This window comes from Alphaproteobacteria bacterium, assembly GCA_017308135.1.
Classification (GTDB): Bacteria; Pseudomonadota; Alphaproteobacteria; order CACIAM-22H2; family CACIAM-22H2; genus Tagaea.
Window position 1 is genome coordinate 287,435 of record JAFKFM010000006.1, and the last position, 18,683, is coordinate 306,117.

An 18,683-nucleotide genomic window follows, 5' to 3' on the forward strand; every position below is an offset into this window, starting at 1 on the left:
CGGATCCTCCGCCTTCGTTCACTGCGCCCACTTGATGGTCGGCTGGATGATCTGCCGGTCGACCTTCTCGACGTGACGCCGCACCGATTCGAACATGGCGTCGATGGATTCGTCGGTCAAAAGATGCGGCTTCAGGCCGAGATCGAGAAGCTTCGAATGCTTGGCTTCGTAGAAGTGCGATTCCAGCTCGACGCGGGGATTCGGCAGGTTGCGCACCGTTACGTCGACGCTCGCGCGGCGCGCCGCCGCGACGACCTTGCCGGCCAGATCGTTGACCGAGAATTGCTCCGTAAACTGGTTGAGGACGCGGAACTCGCCGGGCTTGGCGGGATTGTCACAAGCCAGCGTCACGCACTGAATCGTGTCGCGAATGTCGAGGAAGCCGCGCGTCTGGCCGCCTTTGCCGTAGACCGTCAGCGGTTCGCCGATGGCGGCCTGCACGAGGAAGCGGTTGAGCACCGTGCCGAAGATGTGGTCGTAGTGGAACGACGTGCGCAAGACCGGCGCCATCTCGGTTTCCGGCGTACGGATGCCGTACACGACGCCCTGGTTGAGATCGGTCGCCGCGACGCCCCAGATCCGGCAAGCGAACTCAATATTCGCCGAATCATGAACTTTGGAGAGGTGATAGAAGCTGCCGGGCTTCTTGGGATAGAGCACGGTATCCTTGCGGCCCTCGTGCTCGATTGTGATCCAGCCTTCCTCGATGGCGATGTTGGGCGTGCCGTATTCGCCCATCGTGCCGAGCTTAACCAAATGCGCCTTGGGAACGTGCCGGCGCATCGCGAAAAGCAGATTGAGCGTGCCAACGACGTTGTTCACCTGGGTGTAAACGGCCGTTTCGCGGCTGTGCATCGAGTAGGGCGCGGAAGGCTGCTCCCCGTAATGCACGATCGCGTCGGGCTGGAACGTCTCCAGCACCTTGTAAATGAATCGCTGATTGCAGATGTCGCCCACGCGCAGATCGATGTCGCGGCCCGTAAGGCGCTTCCACTCGCGCACGCGGTTCTGGAGCGTCGGGATCGCGAGCAGCGGCTCCACGCCTTCCTCGAGTTCCCAGCGCCGCTTGTCGAAACTGTCCACCACGCAGACCGCGTCGCCGCGATTGGAGAAATGCATGGCCGTCGGCCATCCGAGATAGCCGTCGCCGCCGATGATTAGAACTCGCATGATTATGTCGTCCGTCGTTGACTGGGGTTGATGCGCGAAATCCGGCTGTCAGCCGAACTGGTTGAGGCCGGTCAGCGCCGCTTGGCCGAAGCGCAGTTCGTCGTCGGCCGCCACCGTGGGCGGCACGCCGGCGACCTCGACGGCGCTGCGGAAAAGCCGCCGGATATAAATTTTGGCGAGAATGCGGCTCAGTCCCGCCAACGAGCTGCCGTACACGCCGAGATAGGAGCGGATGATGCCGAGCTGGTCGGGCGTATGCTCGAACCGCAGCAGCACGGGGGCCGGCCGGCGATAGGAGTCGACCGGACCGGGGGTCTTGTCCGCGATGTAGGCGGGGACATCGAACTCGAATACGCGCTCGATGGCGATGTCGCGGTTGTCGAAAATGCCGGCGGCGCGCGCTTCTGCGAAGACGATGAGCTCGCGGCCGAGACGGGACGCGGCGGCCACGCCGGCGGCCGCGAGCGTCGCTTCCAGAGCGCGGGCCGCGACGACGGCCAGATCGCCGATGTTCTCGAGAAGCGCGCGCGAGCGATACTTGAAGATGAGGTTGGAGCCGAACTCGCCCGAGATGAATCTTTCGATGTGCGATTTATCGCGCGTGAAGGCGCGGAAGGCGTCGCGGTCGTCCCACAATTCGCGCCGGGTCTCCTCCAGGAAATCCTCAAACAGCGCGTTCAGCGCCGGATTGGAGCGGTCCTCGTAAATCCGCTCGAGCCAATCGTAAACGCGCACGCCGGAGCTCTTCAGAAGGCGGAGAACCTCCTTGAAGATGCCGTCATTGTAGAAAAGGTTCACGATCAGGTGCATGCGCCGGCATTCGAGATACTGCGCGAAAGTCAGGCTTTCGTTCGATACGCAGATCCGCTCGATCTCGCACGCCACGATCCGCTCGCCGAACAGCTCAAAATGGCCGTAGCAGCGCGGGATCGCGCGGTAGCGCGTCGTCATACCCCAGCGCGCCACGCTTTCCTCGGAGGCGAGATCCGTTCCCGGCAGAAGCATCAACTGATAGAGACAGACGATATTGAAGTCGGCCTCGACGATGCTCTGGATGCTCGCCAAATGCCGCTCAAGCGTGTCGCCGGGCAATCCGAGAATGATCTCCGAATAGCTGTTCGCACCGATCTCGCTGGCGCTCAAGGCCAAATCCATGATCTGCGGCAAGCTGATATTGGCGCGTTTGATATTCTTGAGGACGACATCGTCCATGCTCTGCACGGTGCCCGACAGTCGGATGGCGCCGTTGACCGTCCGCGCCACTTCTAGGACGCGGTCCTTGTTGTTCTTTCCGGTCGCCACCATGATGTACTCGGGATACCGGTAGCGGCTCTGAAGCCCGGCGATGGACCGCGCGATCTCGACGTCCTCCTTGAACATGCCGAAATTCGAATCGGCGATGTGCAGGTCGCTGCGGCCGTTGCGCTCGTCGCGCAGTCGCGCCATGCGCTCGGCAATGTACTCGAGCTCGCGCTCGATCTTCTCCAGCGCCTGCGTCTTGGCGACTTTGTTGTAATAGTCGGTACCCTCGACGCAGAAGGTGCATTGGAACGGACAACCGCGGTTCGTCTGGACGATCGGCAGCATCACGCCGTCGAAGAATTCGTCCATGCGGCCGGCGAGATAGGGCGAAGGAATCTCCGTGAGGTCGCGGATGCGCTGAACGGTCGGCGACGCCTTGAACGTTCCGTCCGGCGCGATCCGGTGTACCGAAGGAACGTCGTCGCGCACGCGCGCGCAATCGAAATCGACCTCCATCAACGCCCGCACGAGTTCGACGAATCCGATTTCGCCTTCCTTGACCACGTAGAAATCGATCTGCGGGTACTTGCGCAGAAAATCGGCCTGCTCGACCGCCGTCGTCGGATAATTCGGCCCGCCGAAAATCGTGACGATGCTGGGCCGATGAAGCTTGATCACACGCGCGAATTCCGCGCTCAGATCCTCATTCCATGCGTAGTTCGAAAAGCCGATCGCGCGCGGCGCCTCGTCGGACTCCAGCGCTGCGATGAGCTTCTCAGGAAATTTGAAGATCCGCGTTTCGATGGCGTCGCCGAGGATCTTTTCCGCGTAGGTCGCGACGCAACCCACCGCCGCGGGCATGATGTCCGAAGCGATCGTCTGCTGGGTATACGTCAGATCGCAAATCCAGATCTTCACCGGAGTGGCGGTCATAGGCGCATCCGCAGGATCGGGGTTTCGGGACATGTCATCCCCACAAAAAACGCCGCCCCGCCGGAGCGCGTCGCCGGGCGAGATCGCGACACGCCCTTCGACGATCGCGGCGCGGCAGGGTTGGACCGGGAGAGACGGGGGCCAGCATGACGCTATGCGCCCGCCTTTTCGAAGAGCCACCAATTCATACTGTCGGCGGCGCCCGCGTGCCGCCAGAAAAATCCGTGGCCCCGCAGGACGAGGTCGGGACACGCCGTCATCCACATATGGCCGAAATCGCGCAAGAACAGCGCGCCGGTAAAGCCATGATATGGAATCTCGCGCGGCCGGTCCGCGAAATACTCGATGCACCCGATGTAGCGCCGCGAGACCCGGTACATCTCCTTACAGACTTTTTCGTGATCGCTGGGATGGATGTGGATCAAAACGCCCGACGTGAACGCAAGGTCCACGCTCGCGTCGGCGAACGGAATGTTCGAGCCGTCGGCCACCTTGACGTTGGCGGCGGGCAGGACGCCGTCGCCGACCATCTGATCGGCCGCCCGTTGGTTCGGCTCGACGGCGTAGAATTCGGCGTCGGTCAATGCGCGCAGTGCGCGCAGATTGAGTCCGATATTGGCGCCGACTTCGAGGATCGATCGCGGAGGGGCGCCCGCGACCGGCGCGAGGAATTGCGACCACTGGCCGCGCAGCGCACGCAGCATCGATTCGGTCGCCCCGTTGCGTTCCCGATAGGCGTCGCCGAATTCGCCGCGCCAAAGATCGAGACGCTTTTCCAGCGAGTCGAGAGCGATTTCAGTCATCCAATAACTCCATCGGCCGGGTGCCGGCTGGTCCATCGGCCGCCGCCGCGACCGCGTCCGGCGCCTTCGCATGCGAAAGGGCAGTCCGAAGCCGCCGCGAGCCTCGATCTCTTGCCACAACTATAGCCAATTTTCACTCCCGATCCATGAGGATGTCGCCAACGATCGGATCGTCCGCGGCGACGGCGCGGCGCAGAGCGCGGCCTAGGATTTCGCCGATCCGCGACGGCGGAATCCCGTCGCCGGGGCGCTTGGCCGCCAGGTCGGCTTGCGTCAGCACGTACCCCGCGGGCAGGTCGCGCACCGCGACCAGCGATTTCGTCGCCCAAGCGGGACCGGCGGCCTCGGATGGCGCCGCCTCTTTTCGGCCGTGGCCCAGCATCGCCGCCATCCGGCGCAAATCGGCGACGAGCGTCGCCAGATTTTCCGGGCCGGCCGACACCTTCCAATCCTGCGCGTTAGGAACGTCGCGCAGGATCGTGATGTGCTTTTCGACGATCGCCGCACCGCGCGCGACCGCGCCGTAGCAGGCGAGCAGATCTTCCGTGTGATCGGAATAGCCGACCGGCCCCGGGAATACTTCGCGCAACCGGTCCATGGCACGCAGATTGATGTCGGCGGCCGGCGCCGGATAACTCGTGACGCAATGCAAGAGCGCCAGCCGATCGCAGCCGCCGCGCGCGCAAGCGGCGACGGCCTCGTTGACATCGGCCTCGCCGTACATCCCGGTCGACACGATCATCGGCTTGCCGAGTTCGGCAAGCCGGGTCAGGAACGCGGGGTTGTTGCGCTCGCCCGAACCGACCTTGATCGCCGGCACGTCGAGCCGGCGCAGCCAATCGATGCGGCTCTCGTCATGCGCTGTCGACATGAACAAGATGCCCTTGGCGCGGCACCGCTCGGCGATCTCCGCCGCTTGGTCGAAGGTCAGATTGCGCGGCCGCAACCGATCGCGCCAAGCCTGGGCGCGTTTGGCATAGAGTTGCTCGACGTCGAAAAACTGCGTCTTGAAGACGTCGGCGCCGGCGGCGACGGACATATCGACGAGTTCGCGCGCGAGCCCCATATCGCCGAAATGCGACACGCCGGCTTCGGCGATGAACAGCGGCGGATGGCCGGCCCCGACGGGCCGCCCGGCGATTTCGAACGCGGCGGGAAAACGGGTCATCGGCTTTGCGCTCCTGGAGCCGCCAATCGCGCGGCGATCGCCGCCGCGACGAAAGCGTGGCCTTCGGGGGAGTAATGGGAACCGGGGTAGTAGAAAAGGCGCGCGGGATCGGGATGCGCGGTGAACGCGCCGTGCAGATCGAGCGCGGCGATACCCGCGCGCGTCAAGGCCGCCATGACCTCGGCGTGGGGCCAATGCCAAGCGCCATCGACGACGTTGAGCGCGTCGCAACTGCGATCCCATGCCGGCAGATAGACAACGAGGAGTTCTCCGCCCCAGGATTCGACTTTCGTGCGCGCCGCGCGCATCACGCGTTCGAAATCGGGGAAGAACATTTGCGCGCGCGTCGGGCAGACAGAAAAGCCCGCGCGCGCCATGATCTGGCGCAGCCGCACGATCTCGCCGAACGGCGGGAAACGGGATTCCGGTCTCGTCTCGGGCTGGGCGAGGGCGGCATCGATCAAGCGATCGGCCGTGGCGCGCAGGAAGGCGGCGATCTCGGGCGCCGCGCCGATCTGGCCGTCGTCCGGCGCGCCAGGTTCCGTCCGCCGGCGCAACGCTTCGAACTCGATCTCGCGCGCCAGATTCGTATGCAGATCGTTACCCTCGAAAAACAGCCAAACCACCTTGCGCGGCGCGAAACGCGCCCCGAATTCCGAGAGCGTCGCGAGCTGATAGAGCGGACCCGTGCCGCCCATGCCGAGATTGACGAGGGACGGATGGGTCGCGCGCAGACGATCGGTCATCCCCTGCCCCTGGGGCACGCACGCGCCTTGCGCGAAACTATCGCCGACCACGACGATATCGGCATCGCTTCGCGACCAGGTTCCGGCGGGATTGTTGAAACCCATTTCGTCCGACCGGAAGATCAGGAAACGCCCGCCTTCGTTGCAATAAACCGTGGTGACGTCCGGGATCGAAGCGAACGGCAGAATCTTCCGGCCGTCGGACAGCGTGAGCGGTCCATTCGCGCGGTCCGCGGCCGCAGGCCCTTCGGCGTAAAGGAAATTCGAGATCGAAAACATCGGCCAAGCGTCGACGCCCGCCTGCCGGAGTTCGGTGACGACATCCATATCCGCGCGGCCATCGAAGCGTTCGCCGCGTGCGTCGGCCGCCGCGCGGCCCGCCTGATAGACGGCCCAGCGCTTCGGCGCGTCGTCGCGGCCGACGACGAAGGCCAGTTCGCTGGCGAGAAGCCCCGCCCCCGCCGAAATCAATGTCGCCACGATCGCGTCGCGCGCGCCGCCGCGGCAAATCGCGGCCAGGCCGAATCCAAGGCCGAACAGCGCGGGCACGCCCACGATGAAGGCGATCTGCACCGCGCTGACGTAAGCGGCCGTCGGCCGGAGCGGCACGCCGATCGCCTGGCGCAGAAACGCCGCGCACATCAAAGCCAGAATCGCGGTTACGAGCGTCTCGGCCCGGCCGCCCGCCGGCCGCACGATGGCCGCCCGCGCGCCAAGGACGACGACGGCGGCGCCGGCGAAGGCGAAAGGTCCGGGGATCGCCGCCGTCAGGCACGCGGCGAGCAAGGCTGCCGGCGAAGCGGCGGCGGCGAGCGCGCGGACGGGCAAGCTGTTCAACCTATCCTCAAAGCTCGACCGGATCGAAGGGCGTTTCGCCCAACGCAGGTTTGCGCGCGCCGAAAAGATGGCTCGTCTGCGGACGGCCCGCCGAATTGATCTTGTCGGACGGGGAGTAGAAATAGATCTTCAGGCCGGACTCGCGCAAAGCCGCGAGAATGTCGCGTCCCGGAACGCGGTCGCCGCCGCCGAAGCGTTCCATCTTCGGGTCGTGAACATGGTTGAACACGAAACGGCCGCCGGGCCGCAGCACGCGCGCGATGCCCTTGACGACCGAGACCGGATCGCCGGAATAGCCGAGCGTGTTGATCATCGTCACCGCGTCGAAGGTCGCGTCGGGATATTCGAGCGCCTCCATGTTCATCACGCGAATTTTCGGATTGGTCGAGAACAGGTCGATCGCGTCGATATTGTCCCATTTGTAGCCGTAGAGTTCGGCGATCCACAATTCGTGGATATTTCGTCCGCCGATCACCAGAAGCTTTTCGTTCGACAGGTCGCGCCACGGCGCGGTCAGCACTTGGTAGAAAGGCTCGACGCGCCGCGTGCGCACCACCAGCTTGCGCTGCACCTGTCCCAGGTTGTGGGTGACCGTCTCATCGACGGCGTCGCGGTTCTTGGCGCCGCCCAAGGCGGGCGCGCCGGTCTGCGCGAGGGCGAGGGTTCGGCGCGCGTCGCGCAGCTGGATGAACGCCGAGACCAAGTCGTGCACGCGCGGCTTCAGCAGCAGCCGCCGGAACAACCCGGTATCCGACGGACACGGGGCCGGGTCGAGCAACGCGCGTTTCGCGTAGCGCAAATAGTTTGCAATCATTCGCTGGGTTCGCTTTAGAAATCGGGGCCGGCGGGATTGCCGGCGACTTTTTCCACGCCCCGGGCCGCGTAGGTTTCGAAGGGGGTCGGCGTCATCGACGGATAGGCGTGCAACAATGCGACCTCGCGGATCTGTCCCGGCTCGGGGTAGCCGCCGCGGTGGATCACGTTATTCGAGAAGCACAGCAGAGTGCCCGGCGGACCGCTCGCCCGCACGACCCGGCTCGTATACTCGGCCGCGATCGTCCGCTCGTAGAAACGGCATTTGACGTCGCGCAGCGCCATACGGTCGGGGTTCGGGCCCAGCGCCTTGGCTTCGGCGTCCAGCGCCTTGGCGGCGCGGCGCTCGGCGCGCATCACCTCAACCGATTGGGGCCACGGCAGCATTTCCGTGCCGCCGTTGTGCGCGCCGATATCGGACAGCGCGAAGATCGCGATGACGCAGGTTCCCGGGCCGCCATCGGCGTGCCAAAGCTGGGAATAGATCGGCGTATCCGCATCGCGGATCGATCGAAAGATCATGCCGTAGAAGATTTTGAAATGCGCCCGGTAGATCGCCCGATACAGCTTGCCCAGATCGCCCGCGAGAAGCTCCCGGACCTCGGGAAAATCGCGATAGGTGTCGCCGCCGTAGAACCGGTCGTCGCGCCACGCCTGGGTGCCGACGGACTCGGCCAGCGTGGCGACGCGCGCGCGCATCGATTGCGCAAGCTCGGTTCCGCGCGCGGGCATGAAGGTGCAGTAACCGTTGGCCCAGTAATCGCGGGCGAGTGCGGCGAATCGCGGCTCGTCGGGTTCGGCCGCCTTGTAGGCTTTGCGGCACGCCTCGAGATAATCCATGTAGCGCTGGCCTTGCTCGTAAGGCAGGCGCGAGCGCGTCCGTTGGATCATGCGCTCCCAACGCCAATTCCGAGCCAATTGTTTCGCGGCGCTCAACATGACCGAGTTCCTTGGTACGGACGGCGGATCGCCGAAGTTTTCGCCTTCGCCATCGACACTTCCGACGGGGACGGTCTACTGCGTTCACGGCGTGAACGTCAAGAGCGGGGACGGGAATCGGCCTTAGGTCAGCCCCGCCGCACGACCAGCGCCCAAAACGCCGGTGCTTCCGACAAACGTTCGGCGTCCGCCGCTACCGCTGCCCGAAACGCGGCCCGGTAACCTTCGGGATCCGCCGCACGCCGATCCGGCCGGCCACGCAAGGCGGGCCAGGTGATCCAGCGCCAATGCAAGGCGATCGCCGCCGGGCCGCCCAAGGCGACCGCCGAAACCCGCGCGTCGCCCGGTTGCAAATCGGCCAAACGGGCAAGGACGCCCGCAGGGTATTGCCGGTAGCCGTGGAAAAGATAAAGCCGCAAGCACGCCGCCGACGGCAAGTAATGGATCTGAAGCGTGGGCCCGGGCGCCGCCGCGCAAGCCCGCGCGACAGCGGTGAAATAGTCGAGATCGGCCGGGATATGCTCGGCCGCCGACTGCGAGAAAAAGAAATTGTCGCCGGGCGCGATCGTGCCTGCGAAATCCTTGCCGTCGAACGCGGCGAAGCTCGCTTGCGGCGCGGGCCGCGCCCAGGATTCCCGTGCGGCGATATCGAAGCCGCGATAACGGATCGCCTGGCCCGACGCCGCCGTCACGAGGGCGCCGGCGCGGCCCGAGCCGCAGCCCATTTCATGCATCCTTATGCCGCCCGCCGCGCGTGCGAATTCGTCCCAATCGAATGCGGCGAGATGGGCTTCGCACAACGCGCGCGACGGCGACGGCGTTCCGGCGACGGCGCCGAGGCCGGCCGGCGCGAAGCGTTCGACCGTCAGCGCGCCGGGCCGATCCAGAATCGCGTTGCGCAGCGCGTTGCCCGCCAAGTAACCAAGCTTGCCCGCGAAGCCGAGGGCCGCGTCGCCGTTCAAGCGCAAGCGTGCGGTCGATCCGGCGCTCATCGCGCGGCCCCCGCGATCTCGGACGGAAGGACTGTCGTGGCCACGCGCGTCAGACGTTGTGCCGCGCGCGATGCCAGCGCCAAGCCGTGCGCACCACCGTGTCGATATCCGAATGCGCGGGCGCGAAGTCGAGTTCGGCGCGCGCGCGCGCGGGATCGGCGACCAAGGCGGGCGGATCGCCGGACCGGCGCGGACCTTTGCGCAGCGGCAGTTTCTTGCCCGTGATCCGCTCGACCGCGTCGACGATCTGCCGGACCGAAAGTCCGCTCCCCGTGCCGAGATTGAACGCGTCGGAAGCGCCGCCGTTTTCCAGCCGCCGCAAGGCCGCGACATGGGCTTGGGCGAGATCGGCGACGTGGATGTAGTCGCGCACGCAGGTGCCGTCGGGCGTGGGCCAGTCCTCGCCGAACACATCCAGATGCGGAATTTGGCCGCTTGCGGCCATCAACGCGCGGGGAATCAAATGCGGTTCGGGATCGTGCAACTCGCCCGTCTCGCCCTCGGGATCGGCGCCGCACGCGTTGAAGTAACGCAACGCCGTCCACGCGAGGCCGTAGGCGCGGCCCGCGTCGGCCAGCACGCGTTCGATCATCAACTTGGAATCGCCGTAAGCGTTGACGGGCGCCGTGGGCGTCGCTTCGGGGATCGGCGTGCGCGCGACGGCGCCGTAGACCGCGCAGGTCGACGAGAATACGAATCGCCCGACCCCGGCCGCGCGCATGGCCTCGAGCAGCGTGAGCGTGCCCGCCACGTTGTTGCGATAGTAGAGATAGGGATCGGCGACGGATTCCGGCACGAACGCATAGGCCGCGAAATGCATCACGGCCGCCGGCTTGTGCTCGGCGAAAGCGGCGTCCAGCGCTTGGCGATCGGCGAGATCGGCGCGCACGAACGGGCCCCATTTCACGAGCTCGGCGTGCCCGCGCGACAGATTGTCGAACGTCACAGGCAGATAACCCGCGCGCGCCAACGCTTTGCACGCATGGCTACCGACATAGCCGGCGCCGCCGGTAACGAGGACGGATTTCATCGATCTACGCTCCGGCCGATCAAATGTGGGTCAACTCCGTGGCGCGGCGAATCTTGAACGGATGGTAAAGGATTTCGCCGGACGCGTACCAATCCCGGATCGTCGCCAGTTCAAGGCGAACCGCCGGCGCGCACGCGGCCAGGCGCGCCGGGATCGCGTGCAGAATCCGGTCACGCGAACATGCGACGTCGTCATCGAGCCGCCAATCGCCTTGCCAGGCCGGATAGCCGAACCGATAGGCCTGCACGATCGCCGCGCGTTCGGGATCGGGGCGCCAATCGCCGTCGCGCCACCAGACGCGCCGGATTCGATCCGCGTAATCCTCGCGCGAGTGGGCGAGGCGCACGAAGGCGTGACGGTGGTACCAGCCGATATCGGGCACGAGCACCGGCTTGCCGAACATCGCGTATTCGAGCGCCGCGCTGCCGTAGAAGGTCACGAGCGCGTCGGCGGCCTGCATGACGCTGCGGCCGTTTTTGCCGTAAGGGCATACGCCGATATTCGGCGCGCGTTGGCCGCCGATCATATCGGACACATAGACGCCGTCGTACCAGCGATCGGCGGGGTGACCCCGGACGATGAAATTGACGTCGGCGGCGCCCGCTGCGGCGCGCAAGGTGACGCCGACCCAGTCGGCGAAATCGCGGAAACGGCTCGAGCCGTAAAGATGCGGGAAGTCGAACCATGTCGACGTGAGGATCGCGACGATCGGTTTCGCGGGGTCCCAGCCGAAATCGCGGCACATCTCCTCGCGCGACCAATCGGTTTGCCCGGGTCCGAAGGCCAGCTGCCCCGCGAACTCGCGCGAATTGCCGCCCAGCCGGGCCATCACCGCCTGCCGGCCCAACACGGCGAGGGATTCGCGCCGCGCGGACGGCATGGCGTCGATTTCCTCCGGTTCGACGGGATCGAAGAACCGGTAAAGATCGGGTTCCGCCTCGACGCGGTGCAGATGCAGGTTTTCGAAGAATCCGTTGGGCACGACCATCGGCACGCCATGCCGGATCAAGGCGCGCGCCAAAACGCCGTAACCGTCCCGCCCCGATTGGGTGTGGCTGAGGACCGCGAAACCCGGGCGCAAGCGGCGGACCAGATCGTCGGCCGAATACGCGGCGGCAAGCCACGTGGCGACGAAGTCCGCGATATCGGGATGGCCGAGATCCACGCGCGCGGTCCGCTGCGCGCGCAGCAGCCCGTCGTAAAGGTCGAAAGCCGGGATACCGAAGGGAAGCTCCGCCCGGAACAAACCGTCGGCGTCGCCCGCGCGCGTCAGAATTTCGCGCGCCTCGACACGCCGGGCGGCGACGGCGGCCGCGTCGGTCAACGGCGCCAACCTGTGCCGGATACCCATCCGGCGCAACGTTCCCGCGAGCCCGAGGGTCGAGAAGCGGCCCGGCAGCGCGTATTGCTCGAGATTCTCGAATCCGAGTGCGGCCCGCAGCAAGCCGAAACGCTGCCAGTAATTCGGGTGCTGGAACGCGGCGTCGACCAAGACGGGACCATCGACCAGCGACGGCCCCATCGTCGGCAGCGCGGCGATCGCGCGCTCGGCGGCGCGCCGCGCGGGCGCGATGCGCAGTTCGCGGGCCGTCGTTTGCAGGCGTCCGTAAGCGGCGAAGGCACCGCGGACGGCGGATTTGACCGCTTCCTTCATCGCGGACCCGACAATAGCGCCAAGGCGGCCTCGGGCGCGTAAGCGGGCCGCCCCAGCAAGCGGGCTTCGTTGCGAACCGCCTCGGACAGGCTGACGACCACGTCCGACGCGGCGAAGGCTTCGGCGGGTGTGCCCGAGCGATCCACCACCGCGCGGGTTCCAATGGCTTCGCATGCCGACTCGTACTTGCCGTCGGGATCGCGCGGGTGCGGACGCACGGCCAAGGCCGATGCTGGCTCTGTAACAGACAGCGCGAGCGCCAGCGCGCGCAGGCAATCCACCTCGTCCTCCGCCTCGACCGCGCGCAACGCCGCAAGCTCCCGGCGCACGACGCCCGCGTACAGCCAAACTCGCGCCTCCGCCGATACACCCCAGCGCCGCCGTTGACGCGCGCGCGCCTCCGGATCGGGCGCGGCGCGCGCCAAGCGCGCCAGATGAAGATCGGGAACGAGTTCGACGCGCAGTCCCGGCAAGCGGCAGGATTCGATTTCCCGCCGGCCGCGCTCGGAAACGGCGAACACCAGATCGGGGCAGCCTTGCGCGTCGCCCAATCGCACGGCGAGGTTGACGTCGTTGTCGCAGATCGCCGCGCACGGCTTTCGTGCCGCGCGCGCCGCGCGCCAAAGCGCGCGCGGAACCGGATCGTCGACGTCGTCGAGCCCGGTGAGCACGGCGGCCGCTTGCGCGAGCGCGGCATCGGCCGGCGCGCCTTCGGTCACGGCGAAGCCCGCGCGCGCGAACGTGTCCAGCGCCGGACCGCGGGCATGAATCCGCGGCGCCGGCGCCCAGTCCGGACCGGCGCCGAACGACCGGCGCAACGGCGCCATTCGCGGATCGGCCGGATCGCGCGTCAGGATTTCGCACGCCGCGACCATCTGATTGGCGGCACCCGGATCGCGGGCGTAGACGAGGATCGGCGTCATTCCTTCTCGTTTCGGCGTTCGTGCGAACGCAACTCCGGCATCGCGTCCCACACCTTGGCGAAGGCGTCGGCGACGTCGTCGAGGTCGCGCCGGGTCATGCCCGGCCGCATCAACTCGTGCGAGATCAAGGTTTCGTAATGCGCGCGTTCGGCGTTCGGACAAAGGCCGCGCGCGTAATCGGGCTCGCCGCCGTAATGCGGGCATTTGAACGGGCACTGGACCGAGCCGTAACCGATCATCTTCTGATAGATCGGCTGCAGATAAAGCGGACGGATATAGCCCTGCCCGATCAATGTGCCTTCGGTCTCGCGCAAGGTCGTGTGCGGAAGCTCCGCCTTCAACGCCCGCACGACCAGATCGCGCGACACGCCCGTGACCGCGCGGTCGTAACCGAGGGCGTGGACGTAATAGGCGTGCGTGGCGCCCTCGGCCACTTTGGGCAGGGAAAGTCCCGGCAGCCCGGCCAGACGGCCTTCGAGATAGGCCACGTTCTCGCGCCGGATGCGCACGAGCTCGGCCGCTTTGGCGAGTTGCAGCCGGCCGATCGCCGCCTCGATCTCGCCGAGCCGGAAGTTGAACCCGATCATGTTGACGAGATCGACGGTGCCCTTCGCTTCGACGACGGCCTCGGCGTGATTGCGGATCAGCGCCACCCGCTCGGCGAATCGCGGATCGTTGGTCGTGACCACGCCGCCTTCGCCGGTATGGACGTGCTTGTGATAGTTGAGGCTGAAGACGCCCATATCGCCGAGGGTTCCCACCGGCCGGCCGCGATACGTGCATTCCGGCGACTGCGCGCAATCCTCGATCACGACCAGCCCGTGATTGCGCGCCAGCGCCATGATCGGGTCCATGTCGGCCGTCTGACCGAAAATATGGACCACGATGATCGCCTTGGTCCGCTTCGTGATCCGCTTTTCGATCGTCGCGGCGCTGATGCAATAGGTCTCGGGATCGATGTCGGCGAAGATGGGAACGGCGTTGAACACCAGCGCCGCGGCGGCGGATGCGCTCATAGTGTAGGGCGATACGATCACCTCGTCGCCGGGCCCCACGCCAGCGGCGCCGACCGCCGCGTAAAGCCCGCTGGTGGCGGAGTTGACCGCGTATGCGTGTTGCGCCGCGTAGCGTTCGGCCCAGGCGGCTTCGAAAGCGCGCACTTCGGGGCCGCCCCAGAAATCGGGATGCCAAGTGCCCAAGAATTTCGACAACACGCCGCTTTCAACCACTTTGGCGGCCGCGCGCGCTTCCTCCGCGCCCATCACGATATAGGGCGGGAACGGCTCCGTGCGCAGCTTGGAGCCGCCGAACTCGGCGAGTTTGGACATCGTTTCAGTTCCTCGAAAGTCCCGCGGCGAGCGCCGCGCAAATGGAGAGCGTCCGTAAGGCGGTCGCGCCGTCGCACGCCACCGGCGCGCCACGCACCGCCGCGTCGATCGTCGCGTCGATCATGCGCGCGAAGGCTTCGTCCTGGCGCGAAGGCCAAGAAACGCCGGCGCCGGGCCGACGATGGCCCGCGAAACCCGGCGTCGGGACCGGTTCGCGTACCGTCACGCGCGAAGCGCCTTCGCGCAGTTCGACGACGGCCGCGTCGAAGACGAGGAGGAGTTCGAACAGATCGAACCGGGTATGGTCGGTCGCGATCAGCCGAAACGGCGCGCCGCACGGCGCGCGCAAAACGCAGTCGGGCGTCGGGTCGCCGGCGTTCGGACCCGCGAATCGGCCCTCCGCCGAAAGCGGCTCGGGCCATCCCACGAGCGCGGCGAACAGATCGATCAAGTGGCTGCCGTTGTTGAACAGGCCCTTGCCGTAAAAGCCGGCGCAAGATTGGAGCGCGCCATACGCGCCCGCGCGGATAAGCGTGGCGAGTTCGACAATGTTGGGATCCCAGCGGCGGAAATGGGCGACCGCCAGCGGCCGCCCCTTGGCGTGATAGTCCGCAACGACCGCGCGCGCTTGTGCGAGATCGGGCGCCAGCGGCTTTTCGCAAAGCACGGCGCGAACGTCCATCGCCAACAAAGCTTGGAGATCGGCGGCGTGCCGTTCGCCGGGCGTGCACACCGATACGACGTCCGCGCGCATACCGGCCGCCGCCATGTCCACAAGGCTGGCGAAGTCCCGGCCGACACCCCAGTGCCGCCGGAACGCCGCGCGCCGTTCGGAATCCGGATCGACGCATGCCACCAGCCGCACGTCGCCGCGCGCCCGGTACGCGCCCGCGTGGGTCCGCGGCGGCCCCGACGAGGCCGTTTCGTCGTAGCCGCCGGCGATCCGGCCACATCCGACGATGACGGCGTCGATCATCGTTTCAGCCATCGATGCTCGACACCGGAGTTGATGGCAAGCCATTCGGGATGGCGGTCGAGCAGCGCCAGGATATCGTCGAGCCCGAAATCCGGTTTGCCGGGATAGAGCGAGTCGTAGATCCGCGCGATCAACTCGAGATCTTCGGGCGTGTCTAGCGTCAGGCGGAGTTTGGGCCGGTGGCGGAACGGCGAAGCGGGAACGTGACGCAACGAATAGATTTGAGGATTCCGATAGATGAAGACGCTGACATGCTCGTGGTCTTCGGGATCGTCGGTCCGGCGCGCGACGTCCGCGAGAACGCGCGTGGAAAAAACCTGGGTATCCATGCCGATCGGATAGCACCGCTCCAATACGTTCGAGCAGTAGTCGATCGGATTTTCGCGGTATGCCGCGATCACCGATTCGATGATGCCCGGATCGATCAGCGGACAATCGCCCGTCGTTTCGACGATCGTTTCGACCGAATTGCGCTGGGCAGCCTCCAGCACGCGGGACAGAACGTCGTTTTCGCTGCCGCGATAGCACGCGATGCCCAGGCGCGCGGCGAGCGCGGCGAGCACGTCGTCGGAATCGTTGACCGTCGTGCACAGGATGATGCCGTCGACGCCGCGCACGCGGCGCAACCGCTCGACCATCAATTCGAGGGTCGGCTTGCCTTGGATCGGCAGCATGACCTTGCCCGGCAACCGGGTGGAGGTCATGCGCGCTTGAATCGTGATGGCGGTTTTCATCGCTCGAACTCCCGGTCGTTCAGCTTCCGGCACGGCCCAGGACGTCCACAAGGGCGGCGACGACCCGATCGACGTCCGAATCGGCCATGCCGACGAACAACGGCAGGCTGAGGCAGCGCGCGTAGAACGCCTCGGCGCCGGGCAGCGACACATCGCCGTAGCGCGCGCGGTAATAAGGTTGCCGGTGCACCGGAATGTAATGGACTTGCGTGCCCACGCCGCGCGCTTTGAGCTCGGCCATCGCGCGGGCGCGATCCAAGTCTACGGCCAGGAAATCGATCGACACGGCATAGAGATGCAGGACCGGCGCGCAGCCTGCCACGTTCGCAAGCGGCCGTACGACGTTGCTCAGCGGCGCGAGCAGCGCGTCATAGCGCGCGGCCAGCGCCCGACGCCGCGCCGAGAAGAAGGGTAGCTTGCGCAACTGGCTTTCGGCGAGCGCGCAATTCAGATCGCTGGCGCGGTAGTTGAACCCCAGCTCCGACAACTCGTGATACCAGGGATTGGCGGTACCGTCGGCGGCGAACCCGGCCGTACGATCGACGAACCGCGCCGGATCGCGTTCGATCCCGTGGCTGCGCAATCTTGCCATGCGCGCGGCCAGATCGGCATCGCGCGTCGTCACCGCGCCGCCTTCGCCCATCGCGATCGTCTTGACCGGATGGAACGAAAACGCGCACAGGCGCGCATGCGCGCCGGAACCGACCGCGAAGGAATGGCCGCCGACATCGTAGACCGTGCCGAGGGCGTGGCACGCATCCTCGACGACGTCGACGCGATGGCGCGCGGCGAAATCCGCCAGACCGGCGGGATCGGCGCACCGGCCGGCATAATGGACCGGGAACGCGGCCTTGACGGCACCCGGCGCACGGGCGAGGGCCGCTTCGAAATGCGCCGGAAACGACAGACCCGTGGCCGGATCGACATCGACGAAAGCGACTTCCGCGCCGACATAGCGCGCGGCGTTGGCCGAAGCCATGAACGTGATGGCCGGCACGAGCGCCGTGTCGCCGGCGCCGAGCCCCAGCGCCAAGGCGGCCAGATGCAACGCGGCCGTGCCGCTGTTGCAGGCGACGGCGTGGGGCGCTTGCACCGCCGCGGCCAAAGCGGCTTCCATTTTTTCGACCGCCGGGCCCGTCGTCAGCCAATCGCCCTTCAACACGGCGGCCACGGCCGCCACGTCGGCGTCGTCGATATACTGCCGGCCGTAGGGAAGAAAGCCCGTCATCACACGGCCGCGATCAGACGCGCCAGCGCCTCGCGATCCAGTCTTTGGGGATTGCCGTCGCTGGCGTAGCGGAACCGATCGACCACGGGACGCGCGCCCGCCTTTTCGTATTCCGCGCGCGCGGGAAAATCGCCCTCCGGCAGGATGACGTAGCGATCGTCGAATTCGAGCGTGTGGCGCGCGTCGTCCTCGGTCACCATGACTTCGTGCAGCTTCTCGCCGGGACGGATCCCGACGTTGCGCGCGCCGACGGACCCGGGCATCGCGCGAACGATCTCGTCGAGCGATGCGCTGGGAATCTTGGGTACGAAAATCTCGCCGCCATGCATCTGTTCGAGCGACTGGATGACGAAGCGCACGCCCTCTTCGAGCGTGATGAGGAACCGCGTCATGCGCGCGTCGGTCACGGGAAGTTCGCGAGCGCCGCCGGCGAGAAGACGCTTGAATAGCGGGATGACCGAACCGCGCGAGCCGACGACGTTGCCGTACCGGACGATCGAGAAAGCCGTGCGTCCGGCAGACAGATGGTTCGCGGCAACGAAGATTTTATCGGAAGCAAGCTTCGAAGCGCCGTATAGGTTGACGGGATTGACCGCCTTGTCGGTCGACAACGCCACGACGCGCTTCACGCCGGTGCGCAGCGCGGCGCGGACCACGTTCTCCGCGCCGTGAATGTTCGTGCGCACGCATTCGAAGGGATTGTATTCGGCCGCCGGAACCTGTTTCAAAGCCGCCGCATGGATCACGTAGTCCACGCCGTGGAACGCCATTTCCAGGCGATCGGCGTCGCGCACGTCGCCGATGAAATAGCGCATACGCGGGTCTTTGCCGATTTCCGCCTGCATCTCGGACTGCTTGAGCTCGTCGCGCGAGAAGACGATCAACCGGGCCGGATCGGCGTGGGCCAGCATATGGGCCACGAAGGCGCGCCCGAACGAGCCGGTGCCCCCCGTAATCAACACGGAGGTTCCGTTGAGTCGGCTCATCGCGGTTTTCATGGTTGATATCCGGCTTCCCGCGTCGACGCTGCGGGTGTTCGAGGAACGGGCATAGGGGTCGCGCAACGCTACCGCCGTTCGGGTGCCGGCGGCGCGCAACGCTCGCTATCGACATCCGAATCCGTAACGCCAACGGATAGTGTTCACGCCATGAACAATTACGTTGGCA

16 protein-coding genes are annotated in these 18,683 nt (G+C 66.2%); all 16 read right to left on the bottom strand.

The window, feature by feature from the left end; translation table 11 throughout:
* Nucleotides 1–18: 18 nt before the first annotated feature.
* Nucleotides 19–1,170, bottom strand: a complete 1,152-nt coding sequence (locus tag J0H39_01680; GenBank protein MBN9495438.1) for an NAD-dependent epimerase/dehydratase family protein — start codon at nucleotides 1,168–1,170, stop codon at nucleotides 19–21.
* Between the two features lie 48 nt (nucleotides 1,171–1,218).
* Nucleotides 1,219–3,609, bottom strand: a complete 2,391-nt coding sequence (locus J0H39_01685) for a radical SAM protein (protein MBN9495439.1) — start codon at nucleotides 3,607–3,609, stop codon at nucleotides 1,219–1,221.
* Complete coding sequence (locus J0H39_01690; protein MBN9495440.1) at nucleotides 3,498–4,148, bottom strand: methyltransferase domain-containing protein; 651 nt, start codon at nucleotides 4,146–4,148, stop codon at nucleotides 3,498–3,500. Before J0H39_01690 ends, J0H39_01685 begins: the two co-directional genes overlap by 112 nt.
* A gap of 133 nt (nucleotides 4,149–4,281) precedes the next feature.
* Nucleotides 4,282–5,316, bottom strand: a complete 1,035-nt coding sequence (locus J0H39_01695) for an N-acetylneuraminate synthase family protein (GenBank protein ID MBN9495441.1) — start codon at nucleotides 5,314–5,316, stop codon at nucleotides 4,282–4,284.
* The gene (locus tag J0H39_01700; protein ID MBN9495442.1) at nucleotides 5,313–6,899 is read right to left on the bottom strand and encodes a hypothetical protein; all 1,587 of its coding nucleotides are present in this window, start codon (nucleotides 6,897–6,899) and stop codon (nucleotides 5,313–5,315) included. Before J0H39_01700 ends, J0H39_01695 begins: the two co-directional genes overlap by 4 nt.
* A gap of 7 nt (nucleotides 6,900–6,906) precedes the next feature.
* Nucleotides 6,907–7,713, bottom strand: a complete 807-nt coding sequence (locus tag J0H39_01705; GenBank protein ID MBN9495443.1) for a class I SAM-dependent methyltransferase — start codon at nucleotides 7,711–7,713, stop codon at nucleotides 6,907–6,909.
* Nucleotides 7,714–7,727: 14 nt separating this feature from the next.
* Nucleotides 7,728–8,603 carry a hypothetical protein gene (locus tag J0H39_01710; GenBank protein ID MBN9495444.1) on the bottom strand — a complete coding sequence of 292 codons (876 nt, stop codon included), beginning with the start codon at nucleotides 8,601–8,603 and terminating at the stop codon, nucleotides 7,728–7,730.
* Nucleotides 8,604–8,779: 176 nt separating this feature from the next.
* A complete protein-coding gene (locus tag J0H39_01715) occupies nucleotides 8,780–9,643 on the bottom strand; it encodes a hypothetical protein (protein ID MBN9495445.1) in 864 nt (287 codons plus the stop codon).
* A 49-nt stretch (nucleotides 9,644–9,692) separates the two neighbouring features.
* Nucleotides 9,693–10,673 carry a UDP-glucose 4-epimerase GalE gene (gene galE, locus J0H39_01720; GenBank protein ID MBN9495446.1) on the bottom strand — a complete coding sequence of 327 codons (981 nt, stop codon included), beginning with the start codon at nucleotides 10,671–10,673 and terminating at the stop codon, nucleotides 9,693–9,695.
* 19 nt (nucleotides 10,674–10,692) lie between these two features.
* The gene (locus J0H39_01725; GenBank protein ID MBN9495447.1) at nucleotides 10,693–12,327 is read right to left on the bottom strand and encodes a glycosyltransferase; all 1,635 of its coding nucleotides are present in this window, start codon (nucleotides 12,325–12,327) and stop codon (nucleotides 10,693–10,695) included.
* Complete coding sequence (locus J0H39_01730; GenBank protein ID MBN9495448.1) at nucleotides 12,324–13,250, bottom strand: hypothetical protein; 927 nt, start codon at nucleotides 13,248–13,250, stop codon at nucleotides 12,324–12,326. Before J0H39_01730 ends, J0H39_01725 begins: the two co-directional genes overlap by 4 nt.
* Entirely contained in the window at nucleotides 13,247–14,578 is a 1,332-nt protein-coding gene (locus J0H39_01735; GenBank protein MBN9495449.1) for a DegT/DnrJ/EryC1/StrS family aminotransferase, read from the bottom strand. Before J0H39_01735 ends, J0H39_01730 begins: the two co-directional genes overlap by 4 nt.
* Nucleotides 14,579–14,582: 4 nt before the next feature.
* On the bottom strand, nucleotides 14,583–15,566 hold the full coding sequence (locus J0H39_01740) for a Gfo/Idh/MocA family oxidoreductase (protein ID MBN9495450.1): 984 nt from the start codon (nucleotides 15,564–15,566) through the stop codon (nucleotides 14,583–14,585).
* On the bottom strand, nucleotides 15,551–16,288 hold the full coding sequence (locus tag J0H39_01745) for a glycosyltransferase family protein (protein ID MBN9495451.1): 738 nt from the start codon (nucleotides 16,286–16,288) through the stop codon (nucleotides 15,551–15,553). Before J0H39_01745 ends, J0H39_01740 begins: the two co-directional genes overlap by 16 nt.
* Before the next feature lie 19 nt (nucleotides 16,289–16,307).
* On the bottom strand, nucleotides 16,308–17,516 hold the full coding sequence (gene pseC / locus J0H39_01750; GenBank protein ID MBN9495452.1) for a UDP-4-amino-4,6-dideoxy-N-acetyl-beta-L-altrosamine transaminase: 1,209 nt from the start codon (nucleotides 17,514–17,516) through the stop codon (nucleotides 16,308–16,310).
* The gene (pseB, locus tag J0H39_01755; protein ID MBN9495453.1) at nucleotides 17,516–18,514 is read right to left on the bottom strand and encodes a UDP-N-acetylglucosamine 4,6-dehydratase (inverting); all 999 of its coding nucleotides are present in this window, start codon (nucleotides 18,512–18,514) and stop codon (nucleotides 17,516–17,518) included. The genes pseC and pseB overlap by 1 nt, the downstream gene beginning before the upstream one ends.
* Nucleotides 18,515–18,683 lie beyond the last annotated feature (169 nt).